This window comes from Lolliginicoccus lacisalsi (assembly GCF_014841105.1).
In the GTDB taxonomy this organism is placed as follows: Bacteria; Actinomycetota; Actinomycetes; order Mycobacteriales; family Mycobacteriaceae; genus Lolliginicoccus; species Lolliginicoccus lacisalsi.
In genome coordinates, this window is record NZ_JACYWE010000003.1 from 14,478 (window position 1) to 32,879 (window position 18,402).

The 18,402-nt window shown below is 67.0% G+C and carries 15 protein-coding genes and 3 pseudogenes; 11 read left to right on the top strand and 7 right to left on the bottom strand.

Annotated features, from left to right (window positions below):
* Positions 1-3 precede the first annotated feature (3 nt).
* From HT102_RS05795 to HT102_RS05820, 8 genes and pseudogenes are all read left to right on the top strand, one after another.
* Entirely contained in the window at positions 4-372 is a 369-nt protein-coding gene (locus tag HT102_RS05795; RefSeq protein ID WP_192038482.1) for a hypothetical protein, read from the top strand.
* 665 nt (positions 373-1,037) lie between these two features.
* Complete coding sequence (gene nrdH, locus HT102_RS05800) at positions 1,038-1,271, top strand: glutaredoxin-like protein NrdH (protein ID WP_192038483.1); 234 nt, start codon at positions 1,038-1,040, stop codon at positions 1,269-1,271.
* A gap of 108 nt (positions 1,272-1,379) precedes the next feature.
* The gene (gene nrdI / locus HT102_RS05805; RefSeq protein WP_192038807.1) at positions 1,380-1,808 is read left to right on the top strand and encodes a class Ib ribonucleoside-diphosphate reductase assembly flavoprotein NrdI; all 429 of its coding nucleotides are present in this window, start codon (positions 1,380-1,382) and stop codon (positions 1,806-1,808) included.
* Positions 1,805-2,338 (top strand): annotated as a pseudogene (locus HT102_RS16390) (ribonucleotide reductase N-terminal alpha domain-containing protein); the annotation flags it as partial. The gene nrdI and the pseudogene HT102_RS16390, both read left to right, overlap by 4 nt.
* Positions 2,339-2,344: 6 nt before the next feature.
* Positions 2,345-3,292: pseudogene (locus HT102_RS16395) on the top strand (LAGLIDADG family homing endonuclease); the annotation flags it as partial.
* Positions 3,293-3,556: 264 nt separating this feature from the next.
* Positions 3,557-5,173 (top strand): annotated as a pseudogene (gene nrdE / locus HT102_RS16400) (class 1b ribonucleoside-diphosphate reductase subunit alpha); the annotation flags it as partial.
* A gap of 293 nt (positions 5,174-5,466) precedes the next feature.
* On the top strand, positions 5,467-5,796 hold the full coding sequence (locus HT102_RS05815) for a hypothetical protein (RefSeq protein ID WP_192038485.1): 330 nt from the start codon (positions 5,467-5,469) through the stop codon (positions 5,794-5,796).
* A gap of 97 nt (positions 5,797-5,893) precedes the next feature.
* Complete coding sequence (locus HT102_RS05820; protein ID WP_192038486.1) at positions 5,894-7,369, top strand: flavin-containing monooxygenase; 1,476 nt, start codon at positions 5,894-5,896, stop codon at positions 7,367-7,369.
* 32 nt (positions 7,370-7,401) lie between these two features.
* Here the strand turns inward: HT102_RS05820 and HT102_RS05825 are convergent, their stop codons facing one another.
* Together HT102_RS05825 and HT102_RS05830 are read right to left on the bottom strand one after the other, a co-directional pair.
* Positions 7,402-8,415 carry an LCP family protein gene (locus HT102_RS05825; protein WP_192038487.1) on the bottom strand — a complete coding sequence of 338 codons (1,014 nt, stop codon included), beginning with the start codon at positions 8,413-8,415 and terminating at the stop codon, positions 7,402-7,404.
* Between the two features lie 93 nt (positions 8,416-8,508).
* On the bottom strand, positions 8,509-9,057 hold the full coding sequence (locus HT102_RS05830; protein WP_192038488.1) for an arsenate reductase/protein-tyrosine-phosphatase family protein: 549 nt from the start codon (positions 9,055-9,057) through the stop codon (positions 8,509-8,511).
* A 174-nt stretch (positions 9,058-9,231) separates the two neighbouring features.
* Here HT102_RS05830 and HT102_RS05835 point away from each other — a divergent pair, with 174 nt between their 5' ends.
* The gene (locus HT102_RS05835; protein WP_192038489.1) at positions 9,232-10,431 is read left to right on the top strand and encodes a polysaccharide biosynthesis protein; all 1,200 of its coding nucleotides are present in this window, start codon (positions 9,232-9,234) and stop codon (positions 10,429-10,431) included.
* The gene (locus HT102_RS05840; protein ID WP_192038490.1) at positions 10,424-10,972 is read left to right on the top strand and encodes a serine O-acetyltransferase; all 549 of its coding nucleotides are present in this window, start codon (positions 10,424-10,426) and stop codon (positions 10,970-10,972) included. Before HT102_RS05835 ends, HT102_RS05840 begins: the two co-directional genes overlap by 8 nt.
* Before the next feature lie 181 nt (positions 10,973-11,153).
* On the opposite strand, the gene HT102_RS05845 is transcribed toward HT102_RS05840, so the two are convergent.
* Genes HT102_RS05845 through HT102_RS05865 form a run of 5 tightly spaced genes read right to left on the bottom strand, consistent with a single transcriptional unit; the run spans position 11,154 to position 16,239 of the window.
* Complete coding sequence (locus HT102_RS05845) at positions 11,154-12,212, bottom strand: glycosyltransferase family protein (RefSeq protein ID WP_192038491.1); 1,059 nt, start codon at positions 12,210-12,212, stop codon at positions 11,154-11,156.
* Between the two features lie 10 nt (positions 12,213-12,222).
* Positions 12,223-12,873, bottom strand: coding sequence for a DapH/DapD/GlmU-related protein (locus tag HT102_RS16130; RefSeq protein WP_269902745.1), 651 nt, complete (start codon positions 12,871-12,873; stop codon positions 12,223-12,225).
* On the bottom strand, positions 12,870-13,955 hold the full coding sequence (locus HT102_RS05855) for a glycosyltransferase family 4 protein (RefSeq protein WP_192038492.1): 1,086 nt from the start codon (positions 13,953-13,955) through the stop codon (positions 12,870-12,872). Before HT102_RS05855 ends, HT102_RS16130 begins: the two co-directional genes overlap by 4 nt.
* 43 nt (positions 13,956-13,998) lie before the next feature.
* Entirely contained in the window at positions 13,999-14,520 is a 522-nt protein-coding gene (locus HT102_RS05860) for an acyltransferase (RefSeq protein ID WP_192038493.1), read from the bottom strand.
* A gap of 57 nt (positions 14,521-14,577) precedes the next feature.
* A complete protein-coding gene (locus tag HT102_RS05865; protein WP_192038494.1) occupies positions 14,578-16,239 on the bottom strand; it encodes a right-handed parallel beta-helix repeat-containing protein in 1,662 nt (553 codons plus the stop codon).
* Between the two features lie 570 nt (positions 16,240-16,809).
* On the opposite strand from HT102_RS05865, the gene HT102_RS05870 reads away from it, so the two are divergent.
* Entirely contained in the window at positions 16,810-18,366 is a 1,557-nt protein-coding gene (locus HT102_RS05870; protein ID WP_192038495.1) for a sugar transferase, read from the top strand.
* The last annotated feature ends 36 nt before the right edge of the window (positions 18,367-18,402 follow it).

Consider the following 18,402-nt stretch of genomic DNA (forward strand, 5'->3'; position numbering starts at 1 on the left):
ACGATGTTCGACAGCAGCGACGAAACACATGCCCGGCTCGAGCGTGCCCGAGCAGCGGAAGTGGTGCGCGGCCGCCATCACTGCGACTGGATCCCCGAGATCAAGAAAATGTCGGACGACGAGGCACTGCCGCTGCTGCTGGAGATTATCTCCGCGGCCGAGGAATCAACAAAGATCGCTGGCTGGGCGATGCCCCGCATCTATACCCATTTGGCTGCCGATATCTACGAGCGCCAGGGGGAGAAGGACAAGGCCGTCGAGCTCTGTGACCGGTATCTCGATCACGTCCAGCAATTCCGCAAGCATGAGCCCGAGGGCGGCGATCGTGGAGTGGCGGAAATCAAGGAAGTTCGCGAGCACCTGAAATCCTGATGTGGTAGTCATCGCCTGGTATTCGCGATCCAGGCGATCCTTCCGGCGCGGCCCTGGAGGGCGGCGGGGCGGATCCCGTCCGTCGCGAGCGCGGCACAGGCGCCCGGTCCAGTAAGCGGATGAGGCCCGCTGCATCGCATGCTCGATCGTGCGATGCAGCGGGCCTCCTGCTGCGCCATGGCTCTCTGGCTCGTAGCTCGCGAGGGCGCGCTGAGGGCATCTGGCGGCGGATGCCCGCGCGCCACGAGGCGGCCCGGAAGCATGCTGCCGGGAGTGTGGCCAGGTCACGCGGCGTGGCGCTCGGGAGGGGCCCGGGAGCGGGCGGCCGGGAGCGAATCACACCCGTGTCATTCACCTCGTCGCAACATCTGGGACACCCGGCGTGGCGACACGCCAGCCTCGACCTGGATGCGGGGTTGCGACCTGGGAATATCAGGTTTGTCATTACAAGATATGCGATTCGCTTGCAGTGTCAGACACTAGGTGTAGTGTCTACGACAGAGCAGCACCCCCAAGGGTGGCGGTCGGAGGGGAAGCCGATCGGAGGCCTCGGAAGGTGCCGCTCAGCCGGTCCCGGGCCGGCTTTTGTCCGCTGTAAGGCGGGCTGATGACACTGGAGCAAGCACCGTGACCGTGGGTGCTGAGATGAAAGAGGTCGGCAGCAGATGAGCATCACTGTCTACACCAAGCCCGCATGCGTGCAGTGCAACGCGACCTACCGCGCCCTCGACAAGGCGGGCCTCGAGTATGAGGTCATTGACATCACCGAGGACGGCGGCGCGCGTGACTTCGTCATGGCGCTCGGCTACCTGCAGGCCCCTGTGGTGGTCGCTGGCGATAACCACTGGGCGGGCTTCCGGCCCGATCGGATCAAAGAGCTCTCTGCCGTCGCGGCATGACGCTAGCCAGGCGTCGCGTGATCTGTATGGCACGCTGACGCCCTGGCGGGGATCGAGTGCCGGGAAGCGCGCAGGAGGTCGGGCTAGAATTACGCGGCGGTGACAGCAATGGCAAATATTGTTTACTTCTCCAGTGTTTCGGAGAATACGCACCGTTTCGTGAAGAAGCTCGACCTTCCTGCTTTCCGGATCCCCACTCACAGTGAAGGCGAAGTTCTTGAGGTGGACGAACCCTATGTCCTGATCCTCCCCACTTATGCGGGCGGAAAGGACGCGCAAGGCCGTCACCTGGGGGCTGTGCCTAAGCCGGTTATCCGGTTTCTCAACAACCCGCATAATCGGAAACTCATCCGCGGCGTCATCGCTGCGGGAAACACCAACTTCGGCGATGCCTTCGGCGTCGCCGGGGACATCATCTCGAGGAAGTGCCAGGTGCCCTACCTGTACCGCTTCGAGCTGATGGGCACAGCGGAGGACGTGCACCGCGTCCGCGAGGGATTGGAACAGTTTTGGCACCGACAATCACCACACCCATGACCCCGGCCCCAGTGCGCCAGGACGAGCCCGAGCTCGACTACCACGCGCTCAACGCCATGCTGAACCTGTACAGCCCGGACGGCAAGATCCAGTTCGAGGCTGACACCGCCGCGGCCCGGCAGTACTTCCTGCAGCATGTCAACCAGAACACCGTGTTCTTCCACGACCTCGACGAGAAGCTCGACTATCTCGTGGAGAAGGACTACTACGAGCCCGAGGTCCTTGACCAGTACGAGCGGGACTTCGTCAAGTCACTGTTCCAGCGCGCGTACAAGAAGAAGTTCCGGTTCCCGACCTTCGTTGGCGCGTTCAAGTACTACACCAGCTACACCCTCAAGACCTTCGACGGCAAGCGCTACCTCGAGCGCTTCGAGGATCGTGTCTGCATGGTCGCGCTGTCGCTCGCCGCGGGCGATACCACCCTCGCCGAGCACCTCGTGGACGAGATGATCTCCGGCCGCTTCCAGCCCGCCACCCCCACCTTCCTCAACGCAGGAAAGAAGCAGCGCGGCGAGCCGGTTTCGTGCTTCCCCGCAGGAACCCCGGTGGACACCATCGAAGGTCCGCGCGCGATCGAGACGTTGCGCCCCGGAGACCGTGTGCTCTCCCATGACGGGACCTTTGCCGAGGTAGAGGAGCTCATCGAGAACCCGAACGATCAGGAGCTGGTGTCGCTCTCGCACTTCGGGCACAAGGAGCCCATTCGTTGCACTCCCGAGCATCCGGTCCTCGTATGGACCACGCGGGACGTCGAGACCTTGATCGAGGGCGATGGCGCGGACCCGTTCAACGGATTCGTCTGGCTCGCCGCTCAGGACGTGCACCCCTCGGACTTCATCGTCACCGCAGCACCCCTCGAGGGGCGTGCCCGCCGCGTGCATGACCTGATGGAGCACACCGGGGAAGGCACGTACGAAGAAGTCGACGGCCTGATCCAAAAGGTGAACACCGACGCGAAGCACCGGAACACGCAGCGCCACCACATGCGATTCATCTCGGTCAACCGATACGTGGAGGAGTCCTACGATCTGGGCCTCATCCTCGGCTGGTACGTGGCAGAGGGACACGTCTCCAAGCGCTCCAACAGCGAGGGCGTGCTCCCGAACGGTGTTCACTTCACCCTCGGGGCCCACGAGACCGAGTACCACGAAGAACTCGCGGGCGCCTTCAAGCGCGTGTTCGCAGCCGACTTATCGGTCAACAAGAGCCTCTCGGACCAGTCCGTCCGCATGATCTGCAACAGCAAGGTCGTCGCGTCACTGATGCTCTCCCTCGCCGGTACGGGATATAGCACGAAGCGACTGGCCCACGACGTCCTCACCGCTGACGAGGACTTCCAGCGCGGTCTGCTCGCCGGGATCTTCCGGGGCGACGGTTGCTGCACCACTGGCGGGATGATGCTGGACCTGGTCAACCCCGAGCTAGTGGACCAGATCCAACTGATCCACCGTCGCCTGGGGATCATGTCCACGGTCCGCCGGTACGTCAACCAAGCGGGGAACATCACTGGCCAGCTCTTCGTCCCAGGACTGCCTGGAACCAACGAGGAGTTCATCTTCGAGGTTGGCAAGAACCTGCACAACTATGTCGGCCGGAAGGGCACGCAGCGCACGACATACCAGGTCGTGCACGGGCGGCACGTCTACGGCATCCGCGAGATCGTGCGCACTCAGGAAGCTCCCGAGACGGTGTACAACCTGCACGTCAAGGGAACCCACACCTATTCGATCCACGGCACGGTCGTGCACAATTGCTTCCTCTTGCGCATCGAGGACAACATGGAGTCGATCGGTCGCTCCATCAACTCGGCGCTGCAGCTGTCCAAGCGCGGCGGGGGAGTGGCGCTGCTGCTCAGCAACATCCGCGAGTATGGCGCGCCGATCAAGAAGATCGAGAACCAGTCCTCCGGCGTCATCCCGGTGATGAAGCTGCTCGAGGACTCGTTCTCCTACGCCAACCAGCTCGGCGCGCGGCAGGGCGCGGGCGCGGTGTACCTGCATGCCCACCACCCCGACATCTACCGGTTCCTCGACACCAAGCGCGAGAACGCCGACGAGAAGATCCGCATCAAGACGCTCTCTCTCGGCGTGGTGATCCCCGACATCACCTTCCACCTCGCCAAGAAGAACGAGGACATGTACCTCTTCTCGCCCTACGACGTCGAACGCGTCTACGGAATGCCCTTCGCGGACATCGACGTCACCGAGAAGTACTACGAGATGGTCGACGATCGGCGCATCCGCAAGACCAAGATCAAGGCGCGCGAGTTCTTCCAGACCATCGCCGAGCTCCAGTTCGAATCCGGCTACCCGTACATCATGTTCGAGGACACCGTGAACCGGGCCAACCCGATCAAGGGCAAGATCACGCACTCCAACTTGTGCAGCGAGATCTTGCAGGTCAGCACGCCGAGCCGATTCAACGAGGACCTGTCCTACGCGGAGATCGGCAAGGACATCTCCTGCAACCTCGGCAGCCTCAACATCGCGAAGACGATGGACTCGCCCGATCTCGGAGCGACCGTCGAGACCGCGATCCGGGGGCTCACCGCAGTGTCCGACCAGACGCACATCAACTCGGTGCCCTCCATCGAGCATGGCAACAACGAGTCGCACGCCATCGGCCTCGGCCAGATGAACCTGCACGGCTACCTCGCCCGCGAGTACATCCAGTACGGGTCCGACGAGGGCATCGACTTCACCAACATCTACTTCTATACGGTGCTCTTCCACGCGCTGCGTGCCTCCAACCGCATCGCGATCGAGCGCGGCAGCTACTTCAAGGGCTTCCCGGAGTCCAAGTACGCCTCCGGCGAGTTCTTCGACAAGTACACCGAGCAGGAGTGGGCACCACGGACCGCGCGGGTGCAGCAACTGTTCGAGAACGCCGGCATTCACATCCCCACACAGGAGGACTGGACCGAGCTCAAGGCAGCAGTGCAGGAGCACGGCATCTACAACCAGAACCTGCAGGCCGTGCCGCCGACGGGCTCGATCAGCTACATCAATCACTCCACGTCGTCGATCCACCCGATCGCCTCGAAGATCGAGATCCGCAAGGAAGGCAAGATCGGGCGCGTCTACTACCCGGCGCCGTACATGACGAACGACAACCTGGAGTACTTCCAGGATGCGTACGAGATCGGCTACGAGAAGATCATCGACACCTACGCGGCGGCCACCCAGCACGTGGACCAGGGCCTGTCGCTGACGCTGTTCTTCAAGGACACCGCCACCACTCGTGACCTCAACAAGGCGCAGATCTACGCCTGGCGCAAGGGCATCAAGACGCTCTACTACATCCGGCTCCGCCAGATGGCGCTCGAGGGCACCGAGGTCGAGGGCTGCGTGAGCTGCATGTTGTAGCGCCCACGGAATTGTCAGACCGATCCTGTAGACCTATCCGCGTGACCCTACGTCAACGCTCGGGATCCCGGTCCAGCCCGCTGCCAGGGCTGCAACCCAGGCAGCGGGCACAGGGCCACCGCACAGAGAACGCCCGCACACATGAACAGGGCCCGGCTGCTGCAACAGCCGGGCCCACGGCCCCAGCGCGCGCCAGGACCCATTCAGAGAACATCAGGGTAAGCGAGCACGGTCCCGTCAGCAATAGGACGGGGCCGGCATGGGGCATATCCATGCGAAAGGAATGCCAACCCGTGACCACCGCGATCACCCGGCCCGCAGCCGCGCACTGCCCCGGCTCGCAGCATCCCAGTAGCCCGTACCGCAGCCCCGTCACCGGCCGCACCGACCGTGGCCCCGGCTTCCAGCGCCACATCACCATCGCTGGCACGACCGAGTTCAAGGAACGCATGCAACCAGTGCTGGACCGTCTGCGCCCCTACTGCTCCGGCCAGTCCACCGACGACGCGGCACGTCGTCTCGAGCAGGCCTGGGCGAGCGCGACCGGCGAGACGCTGCCCCGGGACCTCCGGGCCAGCATGGCAACGATCCTCGCGTGGGGCGAGCGCGTCGTGCTCGTGTAGGGGTTTCCGCCGAAAGCTGCCGTCGCGTCGTCCCAGCTCATCGCCCCAGCCCGGCTATACGTTGCAATCCACCTGTACTCGAATACCATCGGTATCCATGGCGCATGACGTGATCATCGTGGGAGCCGGATTCGGCGGCATGGGTGCCGCGATCGAGCTGGGCAAGATGGGGATCGACGACATCGTCATCCTCGAGCGCGAGGATGACCTGGGCGGAACATGGCACGTCAACCGCTACCCGGGCCTCGCTGTCGACATCGCCTCAGTCACCTACTCGTACTCGTTCGAGCCCAATCCGAACTGGTCGCGCCTGTTCGCGCCCGGCTCGGAGCTCAAGGCCTACGCGAGCCATGTCGCCAACAAGTACGACCTGCGCCGCCTCATGCGATTCGGTGTCGAAGTGACCGGCGCGACCTGGGACGCGGACGCGGCCGAGTGGGAAGTCGCCCTGGCGAGCGGAGAGACCCTCCGAACCAGGTACCTCATCACCGCTACCGGGTTCCTCAGCCAGCCCAAGCTGCCTGACATCGAGGGCATCGAGGACTTCGCTGGCACCGTGATCCACAGCGCCAAGTGGGACGATGAGGCGGATCTCGAGGGGCGGCGGATCGGCGTGATTGGCACCGGCGCCACCGGTGTGCAGCTCGTACCGGAGCTAGCCAAGGTAGCCGGGCACCTCACGGTGTTCCAGCGCACGCCGATCTGGGTGGTGCCGAAGATTGATTTCGCGGTGCCAGGGCCCGTGCGCACCATGTTCGGCGCGCTCCCGATCACCCAGCGCGCTGCTCGATTCGCCAACTCGGTCGCGCTGGAAGCGCTCAACACCGTGGGCGTGCTCAACTACAAGTACGGCCACCGGTTCAATGATCTCGCCGCGCTGCTGGCCAAGGCACACATGTTCGCCCAGGTGCGCGATCGCAGGACCCGCGCCGCGCTCACACCGGGGTACTCGTTCGGGTGCAAGCGGCCCACCTTCTCCAATGCGTACTTCCCGACCTTCGCGCGATCCAACGTCACGCTGGAGTCCACCTCGATCCGCCGGGTGCTTCCGGACGGCATCGAGATGGCCGACGGGACGGTGCACGAGATCGACACCCTCGTGCTGGCTACGGGATTCTCGCTGTGGGAGAAGAACTTTCCCGCGATCGAGGTGATCGGCCGCGATGGCCAAAGCCTGGGCGAGTTCTGGCGCGAGACCAGGTTCCAGGCCTACGAGGGCATGGCCGTGCCGAAGTTCCCTAACTTCTTCTGCCTGCACAGCCCTTACAGCTACACCGGACTGTCGTACTTCTGGACCATCGAGGCGCAGATGGTGCATCTTCGCCGCGTCTTCCAGGAGATCGAGCGCCGCGCGGCGCGCACCGTCGAGGTCACCGAGCGGGCCAACGCGGAATTCCTGGGCACCATGAGCGGCCGGCTGGGTCGATCGGTCTTCCAGCTGGGCTCGTGCGAGGGCAGCCGCAGCTACTACTTCGACCCGCACGGCGAGGCAACATTGCTGCGCCCCAGCTCAGTGATCGGGGCGCGACGCGACGCCCATACCTTCCCGATCGACGACTACGCGTTCGCCTGATCGAGCGCCGCGAACAGCTCGGATAGCACGTCCTAGTTGCTGGTGTAGAGGAACTGCTGGTAGTCGCCGAGGCGCGCATCGACCGTGCCCTCGACCAGTCCGGTCCACAGGCCATTGGCCGCGTCCAGGTCGAAGTAGACCACGCTCTGGTCGCCCTCGAAGCCCGTGCCGGAGTACGGGGCGGTGAGGAAGACCAGGGAACTGGTATCGATGCCCCGCAGCTGCCAGGCAAGCTGGAGCATCCGCGGGGTGGTCAGCGTGTCATCAAGGGTGACCGATTCCTGCACCGCATCGATGAAGCGCCGCGCCGTGGTGAAGTCGATGAGTGACACGTCCTCCTTGACGCTGCGGAGCATGCCGGCGAGGTAGGACTGCTGGAGCTGGACCCGATCAAAATCACCGCGCGGCAGGTTCTCGCGCTGCCGCACGTAGGCGAGGGCTTCCTCGCCGTCCATGCGCTGGGGCCCGGCGCGGAACTCGCGACCGTGGTAGGTCGTATCGAAGGGCACGGTGACGGTCACCCCGCCCAGCGCGTCGGTGACGGCCTCGAAGCCGAAGAAGTCCACGATGGCGAAGTGATCGAGGCGAATACCAGTGAGCTGCTCGACGGTCTGGATGAGCAAGGACGGGCCCCCGAATGCATAGGCCGCGTTGATCTTGTTCATGCCATGCCCGGGCACATCGACCCAGCTATCGCGGGGAATGCTGACCAGGTGCGTGCGATCGCTGCTCCCATCGACCCTCGCGAGCATGATCGTGTCCGTGCGGGCGCTTCCCTCGCTCGCAGTGGCGGAGTCGCCGGTGGTCGGCCCTGCCGCGCGCGCATCGGTCCCCATGATGAGGAAGAACGTGGGGGCATCGTCGTCCGTGTTGGCCGGGGGTCCGGGCGGCCGGGATTCCTCGTCGAGGTCAGCGAAGACACCGTCGATGCGTTCGAAGCCGCCGAGCGCGCGATCCAGCGCGAACCGCGCGATGAGCGCGCCGGCCATGGCCGACACGATGAGAGCAATGGCGAGGATCGCTAGTCCCTTGCGCGAACGGATCATCGCCCGCTCAGGGCGTCGGGGGCGAGGGATCGTGCGGAAGCCATAGGTTGTGCCTATCTCCGTGCGGCTGGGCGATTGGCACTCAGTATTGCATCAGGATGTGGGTGTTTTGGGGGAATCGGTTGTGCTCGGCGCGAGCATGCCGAGAACGATATCCACCTTCGCCGCGATCTCCTCCGCGATCCGGCGGTGCAGCGCGGGGCCCTGCCGGTATGGATCAAGGATGTCGGGCGCGTCCACTGCGCGGGGCACGCGGGTGCGGGCGACGGCTAGCTCGCGGATCGTCCGGACGTGGACCTCCGTGGCGATGAGCGCTGCCTCGGACAAGGTGAACGTGCGGAGCGTCGCGGCGGGGGCGGTGGCAAGGACTCGATCACGATGCGCGCGCTCCATCACGAGGATCAGGTCCGCGTTTCGCGCGTCCGCGAGAGTCAGCGCGCGGGCGGTGAAGCCATCCGGGGTGCCGCCCAGGGCGGCGAGCGCGCTCGCGGCCTCGGGATCCATGGAATAGCCAACCAGGGCGTGCGTGCCGACGCTGGTCGCCTCGATATCAGCGCCGTGCTGCTCGGCCCAGTGGGTTGCGTAGCGCTCGGCGAGGGGTGATCGGCAGATGTTCCCGGTACAGACGAACAACACCCGCATGGCGCTGATCGTACGCGGTGGGGCAGTTCGCGGGGGCCGCGTTGGCGAGCCGGGGCAGGCCTAGTCTCCGAATGTGGCGATCCAACCACTGGGTTTGTGCCTAGGATCGTCTGGTTCGTCCGATAAGCCCCTGGGCCTGGCATCGCCAGGTCGCGAGACGACAGGAACCCGAACATGGCCAACCGCATGGCGAAGGCGCTCGCGTCGCGCGTGCTCTCGCGGTTCCTCGGCGCGCTGCTCCAGGCGCTTGCCTTCTTCGTCATCGCGCGGCAGGTCGGTGCCACGGATTTCGGCTGGTTCGCCCAGGGCATGGCCGCGGGCTACGTCGGCGCTGCCATCGCGGGCCTGGGCCTGGCCAACCGTGTGCTCACGGTCAACGGGCATGAGGATCCCACCGGCGTGGCGGGTGCCTTCCTCCACGTCCGGACCGCCACGATCCCGATCGGCGCGGCCCTCGCCGCCGGGGGCATCGCGCTGCTCGGACTGCCCTTCAGCATGATCGTTTTGCTCGGCGCGGCGGTCGCGGTGCTCGACAACTATGTCGATTTCCTCCAGTCCGCGCTCGCCGGGCTCACTCGTGACGGCCGGGCAGTGATCGTGATCCTCGCGCAGCGCGCCCTGCCGCTGGCGGTGCTGCTGGTGGCGCTGGCCATCGAGCCCGGGGCGATCATCACTGCCTTCGTAGCCGGTACCGCGCTGAGCGGACTGGTGGGCCTCGTCCTCGCGGCCGCTTCCACGAGCAGGCCCGCGACGTATCGCGTGGTGCGGGAGAAAGCAATGGGGTTCTGGTTCTCGGGGATCGCCTCGAGCCTGCCGCAGCTCCAGCCCGCGATAGCAGGTGTGGTGCTCGGGCCAGCGGTCGCCGGCGTGTACGCGGTGGCGGTGCGGGTGACAAGCCCGCTCGCGATCGTGCCCATCGGCATCCAGACGATTCTCGTGCCGCGCATCTCGACCGCGGACCAGGCCCGGGTGCGGGCCGTGACGAAGCAGGCCTATATCGCCTCGGCCCTGTACGCGGTGCTGCTCGCCGCGCTGGCGCTCCCGCTCGGTTGGGTCGTTGGCCGGGCGCTGGGCGAGGGTTTCGATCATGTCGTCTCGCTCGTGGCGGCGTTCACGGTGATGTCGGGCGCCGCGGCCATCGCGCAGGTCAACTATGGCCGGCTGATCGCGCGCCATCGCGCGGGGCTCGGCGCCACCATCGTGATCGTCACGACCATCCTGAACCTCGGCTTCCTCTGGCTCGTCGGCGGCCTCGCCGGGGCAGCCTGGCTGTGGACGGTGCCGCTGATCGGCAGTGTCCTGGGAGTCGCCGCCTTTAGCATCGCGGACGCCCGCACCGCGCCCACCGAGCATGGAGGAACCGAACGTGGCTGAGTTCGCCGCCCACCTCTCCGCCGACCTGGCCCGCTACGCGGACGGGCACCAGCTCTCGCCGCTGCGGTCGATGAAGATCCTGATGTCCAATCCAGGCGCGCGGGCATCCTTGCTGCTGCGCGCGCAGGAGAACTCCGCGCTGTCGCGATCCGGCGGATGGCGCAAGCTGCTGCGGCAGGTGACGCTGCTGCTAACCGGGGCGGACTTCGTGCCTGGTTGCCGGATCGGGCCAGGGGTGATGATGCAGCATCCGAACGGCATCGTGATCAGCGGCCGCGCGGTCATCGGCGCCAACGCCACGATCCTGCAGCAGGTCACGGTGGGGGAGGCGATCGGCTCGGACGGGGCGCCGCCGCGAGCGCCGCGCATCGGCGATGGAGTGCTGCTCGGGGCGGGCTGCAAGGTGCTCGGGGGGGTCGAGGTCGGCGATGGTGCCGCAGTGGGCGCGAACGCGGTGGTACTGCAGGCGGTGCCTGCTGGCGCGGTCGCGGTGGGCGTGCCGGCCCGCGTGCTCCCGGCGCGCCGCGGCCCGGGCGCGTAGCGACCACTGTTGGGCGCTCGCGGCCGCGGCCGCCGTTGGGCGCAAACGCGGCCGCCTTTGGCCGCAAACGCGATAGAAACCACGGAAAAGCCGCCGCGCTTTCCATCGCGTTTGCCCGTTTCCGGTGCTTTTGCCGGAAAGCCGCCGACCGCGAGCCGCCGACCGCGAGCCGACCGCGAACCTACCCGAGGAGCTTGTCGAGGAAGTCGCGGGCGCCGTCGCTGGCGAGGACGGTAGGCGCGGGCTCCTCCAGCATCGCCGCCATCGTCGCGCGCAGCGAATCCACGTCGAGCGGGCACCAGCGCGCGCCGGTACCGATGATGGCGACGTCCTGGCGCAGGGACCGCGCCCCGGCGCCGAGCACACGGGTGCCCGCGCGGGTGGCCTTGGAGAGGATGCCGCTCGATCCCTCGTTGGAATGGGCGAGCACGACGCAATCGACGGCGGCCACGGCGGCGTCGACCTGTTCGTTCTCGAGAAAGTCATCCACCACGGCTATGCGGGCGCCTGATCCGCGGGCCGTGGTGATGGCGCGGGCGAGCGAATCCGCGATGTCGCTGCTGATCCGTCCGGCGATGAGCAGGCCGGTGTGGTGGTGGTCGAGATGGGCGAGGGCATCGAGCACGAGGTCGACGTTCTTGCGGCCGGTTATGGCACCGATCACGGCGAACCAGAAGCGGTCGTTGTCGAGGCCGGCGAGCGCGCGGAGATCGGCGATGGACGTGTCGCTGGCGTCGATGATGGCGGGGTCGCTGACCTCGTTCGGGCCGGCGGGCCGCAGGGCGCTCGCGAGGGTGTAGATGGTGGTGCTGGGCCGCTTCCTCAGCACGGCCATGATGGTGCGCTTCACCGCGGACGCGACCGCGGAGCGGGCGCCGCCCTGGCTCTCGGGGCGCATGACGAGCAGGGCAGCGGGCACGGGGAGCGGGCGCCAGCCGTGGCGGAGGAATCCGGGCAGCAGGGTATCGGCGTCAGGCACCACGATGCGGTCGCAATGGTGCTCCCGCGCAGCGTCGAGAATGCCCGCGACGGTGATCGCGGGGGCGGTGCGGACGTCGATCCGGTCCTCGATCGGCGCGAGGTGGATGCGGTACTCGGTGGAGTTGGGTGCTTCCGGGTGCAGCAGCACGGTCGCGCGGCCGCCTCGCTCGTGGGCGGCCGTGGCGAGCAGCGCGATGTACATCAGCCGGTGGCCGTGGTGGGTGCGCTCGACGAGCAGGGGGCGCGGTCGGGGTGCCATGGTGGTTCGGTCAGATCTTCCCGGCGGCGCGGAGTTGCTCGATCTCGTCGATCAGGATGTGGAGTGCCTCGAGGTGGTCGCGCTCGTCCTGCTCGGTGGGGAACCGGCGGCCTACCTCGCGGGCGGGACTGCCGGCGACGACGGCGAAGGGCGGCACGTCCTTGATGACGACCGATCCGGCCGCGACGACTGCCCCATCACCGATGGTGACACCGCTGAGCACGGTCGATCCGGCGCCGACGTAGACGTCGATGCCGATGGTGAGGATGTCGTCGGGTGTGAGGTCGCGGTCGCCGATCCAGGGAGTGGCGGGCACGGGCATGCCCACTGCGTCGAGGGAGTGGTCGCGGCGGCCGACGACGACGGAGTGGTGCGAGATGCCGCTGAAGGAGCCGATGGTGCCGTTGACCTCGATGCGCGTATCGGGGCCGATCTTGACGAAGTGGCCGATCTCGAGGCTGTGGGTGGCGAAGATGGTGCAGCCGCGGCTCGGCCAGAACTGGTGGCCGTGGGTGACCTTGCCGGAGATGGCGGAGCGGCGGATCATCGCGCGCATTCGTTGCTGGAGCGCGGCGGGGAGGCGGGATTGCCTCTTGAGGATGGCTTCGAACCGCTCGACCGTCATGGGTGTGACGGCGGGCCGGGAACCGGGTGTGCTCATTGGGGGTCTGCTCCTCGCAGTGCGGCGATGACGCCTGCGGCCATCGCTTCGGCGGAGTAACGGTCGTGGACGTAGGCGCGGAGGTCCTCGCCGTTGATCTGGTCGGGATTGTCGTGGGCGCGAACGAGCGCGGTGGCGAGTCCATCGTCGGTGGTGGCGTCGTAGTAGAGGACGCCGCCGGTGCGATCGAGCTCGATCTCGGGGGCGTGCAGCTCGTTCTCCGAGACCACGATCGGGACGCCGAACCCGAGGCTCTGGGTGATGGAGAGGCCCGCGTAGCCGGGGGAGACGCTGCAGATCGTTTCGGCGTAGAGGGTCCGCAGCGCGGTCGCGTCGTACACGCCGGGGAGGAACTCGGTGGCGGCGGTGATGCCGAGTTCGGCGGCGAGCTTGGCGAGCGCGGGCTTCTCCGGGCCGTCGCCGACGATGGTGAGGGTGGCGCCTCGATCAGCGAGCCCGGACCGCGCGAACCCGGCGAGCAGCCGGTCGATGGATTTCTCGGTGACGAGGCGGCCGACGTAGAGGATGCGGTGGCGTCGAGCGCTCGTGTCGATCGGGGCGAGGTCGGCTTGCCGGTAGAGGGCGTTGGGCGCGACCCAGACGGGCTGGCCGGGAAGCTCGGACTTCGCGAAGTCCACGCTGGCGTAGTCGTAGATGATGGTGCCCTGCGCGAGGCGGCGCATGACTCGTCGTACCCGGGCCGTGGGGGAGCTGCGACCGGCGCGGGGGAAAAGGTGCCCCCACGCCACGGTGCGGCGGCGCAACAGACGGCGGGCAACGAGGAAGAACCAGGCGCTGAGATCGCGCGGGTTGAGGTCCACGACCAGTACCTCGGCAGAGATGGCCTCCCCGAAGTGGCCCCACTGCCAGAGGACCTTGCGGCCGAGCAGGAAGTGGTTGCGCACTTCGACGAGGTTGGGGGAGACGGTGCCGGTGCGAACGGTCTCCGTGATGTGGGCGTCGCCGGCCCAGTGGGTGACGGTATCGCCAAGCTGCTCGTCGATGACGTCCACGCAGGCCTGCCGGTACCGGGGTACCACGGGCAGGTAGATGCCGTGCTGGACTCGCGGGGGGCGGGCCATGTGATGCCTCCAGTGGCTAAGGGCTGCGGGCTGGAACCGGGAGCTAGGCCCGCTCGGCGGGATCGTCGAGGATGGAGCCGACGACGCGGGCCGGGACGCCCATCACGATGGCGTTGTCGGGCACGTCCTTGGTGAGGACGGCGCCGGCGCCGATGATGGCGTTGTCGCCGACCCGGATTCCGGGCAGCACGGTCACGTTGGAGCCGAGGAAGACGTTCTTGCCGATCACCACGGGCGCCTTGCTGTGGGTCTCCCGGTAGAGGAGGCCTTTGCTCGTGGCGCGCGCGTCATGCGACTGGGAGGTGATGACGGTGGTGGCGCCGATCATGGTGTCCTCGCCGATGGAGACGCCGCCGCCGCCCCAGATGTGCACGAAGTCGCCGATGACGGCGTTGGCGCCGAGCGATACGTGTTCGGCGTTGTAGATGATCGAGCTCGGGCCGATCTGGGCTCCGGGGCCGAATTCCATGAGGGTGCGCGACCACCGGAAGTCGCTCAGCCGCTTGCGGGCAGCGCGGGGCACCCGCAGGAGCAGTGAGAGCAGGGCGTGGAGGGGGGTGAGCATGGTGTGGTTCTCCGGCTCGAGGTGGGAATGCGAACCTTCTGGCTGTGGGTAAACGTACTACGCGCCAGCGGTGTTGTTGACGATTTGAACGTTTGGTCCGGGTTGGTGGATGGCGGCATCGACGCTCGCGAAGCCGCGGAAGTGGTTCTCCCGGATGATCATGTCGCTCTGGGGCAGCAGCACGCCGAGGTGCTGGGTGTCGCTGTAGGGGATCGTGTTGCCCTCGAGGAGGACGCCGGTGTGCTCGCCGCTCGATTGGTCCTGGACGCCAAAGCCGGCATTGCTCTCGATGAGGGAGTTGGCGACCGTCGCCTGCGTCGACTCGTCGTTGACGATGATGCCTGCCTCGCCGTTGCCGCGGATGGTCGCGCCGGAAACGCTGCATCCGGCGGCGAGCCCGATGCCGGCCCGGGCGGCGCCGGTGAACGAGCCGCCCGTGATGCGGACGCCGGAGGCCTGCCCCGGGGCGAGTCGCGCGGCGACGTTGCCGGCGGAGGTCGAGCTGCACTGGGAGAGGGCGACATTGCGGTTGCGGATCTGGAATCCTGCCGCGTCGCTGCCGCCCCCGTGCGCGTCGCATCGATCGAAGGTGATGTCGTACCCATAGGGGTGGGTGTCCCAGACCGCCAGGCTGTCGGGGCCCGCCCAGCCCGAGCCGCGCACCACGAGGTGACGGGGGTCGCCCCACTGCTCGTTGGCGCCTCCGGTGGGGCTGGGCCGCTCGTCGGCGAGGGTGCTGAAGAGGTGCCGGCAGTTGCCACCGTTGACCTCGGCGGTGGCGTAGGCACTGGCGCCAGCGATGACGACCCCGTAGCCGAACTCGTCGTAGTAGCGGGGCAGCGCGTCGACCTGGGCGCGGATCGTCGAGTGCATCGAGTTGAGGACGAGCACGCCGCCCCCGGCGTCGAGCAGCGCCACATCGATGGTCGGGCGGATGGCTTCGCGGACGAGCACGCCACGGATCGGCTGGGAGTGCGCGTCGGTGGCGGTGATGCGGATTCCCTCGATGGCGAAGTCGCTGACCGGCTGGATGATGAAGGCGCGCGCGCCCGCAGCAACGGGGTAGTCCCAGATCAAGGGCTCATCCAGATACGCGAATGGTCCGCGGACCCGATCCACCTGGTGCATCTCGAAGGCCCAGCCTTGCTGGCCGGTACCCGTGGTCGCTGGCCCTGTGGTCTGGACGCGCGCCTCGATGCCCAGGACGGTTCCGGCGGCCATGGAGCCCCTGAGCTCGTCAGGAATCCGGATGCGGGTGCTGCCACTACCGTGGTCCTCATTCAGCGAGGGCTTGCTGCCGCCAGTGATTCCGCTGGCGTTGAGCAGCGCTCGGGCGGGGATCGCCGAGCCGACCGTGAGGGTGGTGCCTACCCCGATGAGCGAGCGGCCCTTGAGGTGGACCGCGGAGTGGCAGGCGTAGTCGTCCGGGTCTCCGGGCGGGAGCTCGACGGTGGGAATGCCGTCAGCAGCAGCGGCATCGATCGCGTCCTGGATCACGGAGGAGGCGTCCGGGGCGGCGAGCAGGGTGGCGCGGTCGACGATGTAGCGATTGCCCAAGCTGGAGAGCAAGGTGATCGAGCCGGGGCGCGACGCCAGCCGCGCCGGTCGAGGATCAGTGAACGCCGTTGAGCCGAACGCATGGGGGGCGAGCGCCGCCGCGGCGAGGGATACGCCGCCGAGGCGAAGGAAGGCGCGTCGGCTAGGTGTTCTGCGGACCACGTTGCGGCCTTTCGGTTACTTGTCGGGTTTCGACTTGGACCGTAGGCGGGATCAGGGACAGGCTGGGGATTCGTGGCTTCATGGCAACGGCTTTGACGCGCTCTCGAGACTTTCATCGTGTCTGCATCAATGGCCGACCGAATGTGGGGGCTTCCCATTGCTTGGCGTTGATCACGCGTACATCACAAATGTGAGCCAAATCACATTATTCGGAGCAAGCCGCAAGCCCCTGGCCTCCGCAGATGGCTGCTCGCCTTCTCTTGCAGCACATTTGCGCCAAAGCGGCGATTCGGGCGAGACGGACCGGCATTTGGCCAGCAATTTCTTGCACGCTGACGCTTTGTTGAACTGTTGACAGCCTTTGCTACCGTTTTCAACAACGCGAACCGGGCAAGTCCGACGCCCCTTCCAGGGGTGATCCGGACAGCGCGGAACACAAGGCTTGCCCTTGGGCAACGGTCGGGGACTCCACGGCGCCAGCATCGGCCGACAGCGCCCGTGCACCCTCTGCGGAGCACGAGGCATCCTGCCGGCACGAGACCAGCATGAAATTCCTACGGACGGACATCCATGACGGTTATCAAGGGTTCCTTCCCCGCGGGGGCGAATCCCCGCGCCACGGAGAACCGGCTCCCGGCGCCAGCAACCCCGCGCCCCGCCACCCCAAGCCCCGCCGCCCCGCCGCTCCCGCAAGCCCGGCATTGGTCCTTCTGGTTTCGTGCGCTCCTTCGCTTCACTGATACCTTCGTCATCCTCGCCGCGGTGGCCATCGCCCAGATCGTGCGCTTCGGCGTGCAGGGCGGGCCGGTCTACCCGATCCCCAACATCCTCGGCTATACCGCGGTCTCGGTCTTCCTCGTGCTCGCCTGGAGCGCCTCGCTCGCGCTGCTCGGTGCCCGCGATGTGCGGATCATCGGGACTGGTGGGGAGGAATACCAGCGCATCATCCAATCGACCCTCATGGTCTTCGGCCTCGTCGCCATCATCGCGCTGCTCCTGAGGCTCGAGATCGCTCGCGGCTACCTCGCCATCGCCCTCCCTCTCGGGCTTCTGGGCCTCCTGTCCTCCCGCTGGCTCGCGCGTCGCTGGCTCAGCAGCGCCCGCGCCCACGGGCACTGCTCGACGACCGTCATCGTCCTGGGCGGGGGCCAGGCCGCGCTGGAGATGATGACCGGGTTCCGGCGCCAGCCCGCCCTCGGCTACCGCGTTGCCGGGGTCTGCATCCCGGACTACGAGGGCCCCGTCGACCAGCGGATCACCGTTCATGGCGAATCCATCCCCATCCTGGGGGACCAGGACACCGTCATCGAGGCAGTGCGCGCCACCCGGGCCAATACCGTCGCGGTCACTGCCACCGAGCAGATCGGCCCCCAGCGACTCCGTGACCTGGCCTGGCAGCTCCAGGAGCATGGAGTCGACCTCGTCGTCCATCCCGGCGTGATCGACGTCGCCGGCCCCCGGCTGAAGATAAGGCCCGTCGCGGGCATGCCCCTCCTGCATGTCGAGGAGCCCCAGTACGAGGGCGCGACGCGCATCAAGAAGGCATTGTTCGACCGCTGTGGCGCGCTCGCCGCGCTGATGCTCTTCGCGCCCGTGATGATCGTCGTCGCCCTCGCCATCAAGCTGCATGATCGCGGCCCCGTCTTCTATCGACAGGTGCGTGTGGGCAAGTCCGGCGAGGAACTGCGCATGTGGAAGTTCCGCTCGATGGTGCCCCACGCCGACACGCTGCTCGACGAGGCCCGCGCCGCATGCGGCAAGGAGGACGACACCTTCTTCAAGGCCGAGAACGACCCGCGCATCACCCCGATCGGACGGTTCATCCGTCGCACCAGCATCGACGAGCTGCCCCAGTTGTTCAACGTGCTCCGCGGCGAGATGAGCCTCGTCGGTCCCCGCCCGCTGGTCAAGGGGGAGGGCGAGCACATCCCGGGCTATGTCGAGCGGCGCATACTCGTCCGCCCCGGAATGACAGGCCTATGGCAGGTCTCTGGCCGCTCCGGGCTATCCGACGACGACCGGGTACGGCTTGACCTCTCCTACGTGGAGAACTGGTCGATGATGCAGGACATCGTCATCATGTGGCGCACGGTCCGTACGGTCATCAACGGTGACGGCGCGTACTAGCCCGAAGCGGTCCCCGGCCCGGCGCGCCCGCCGCTA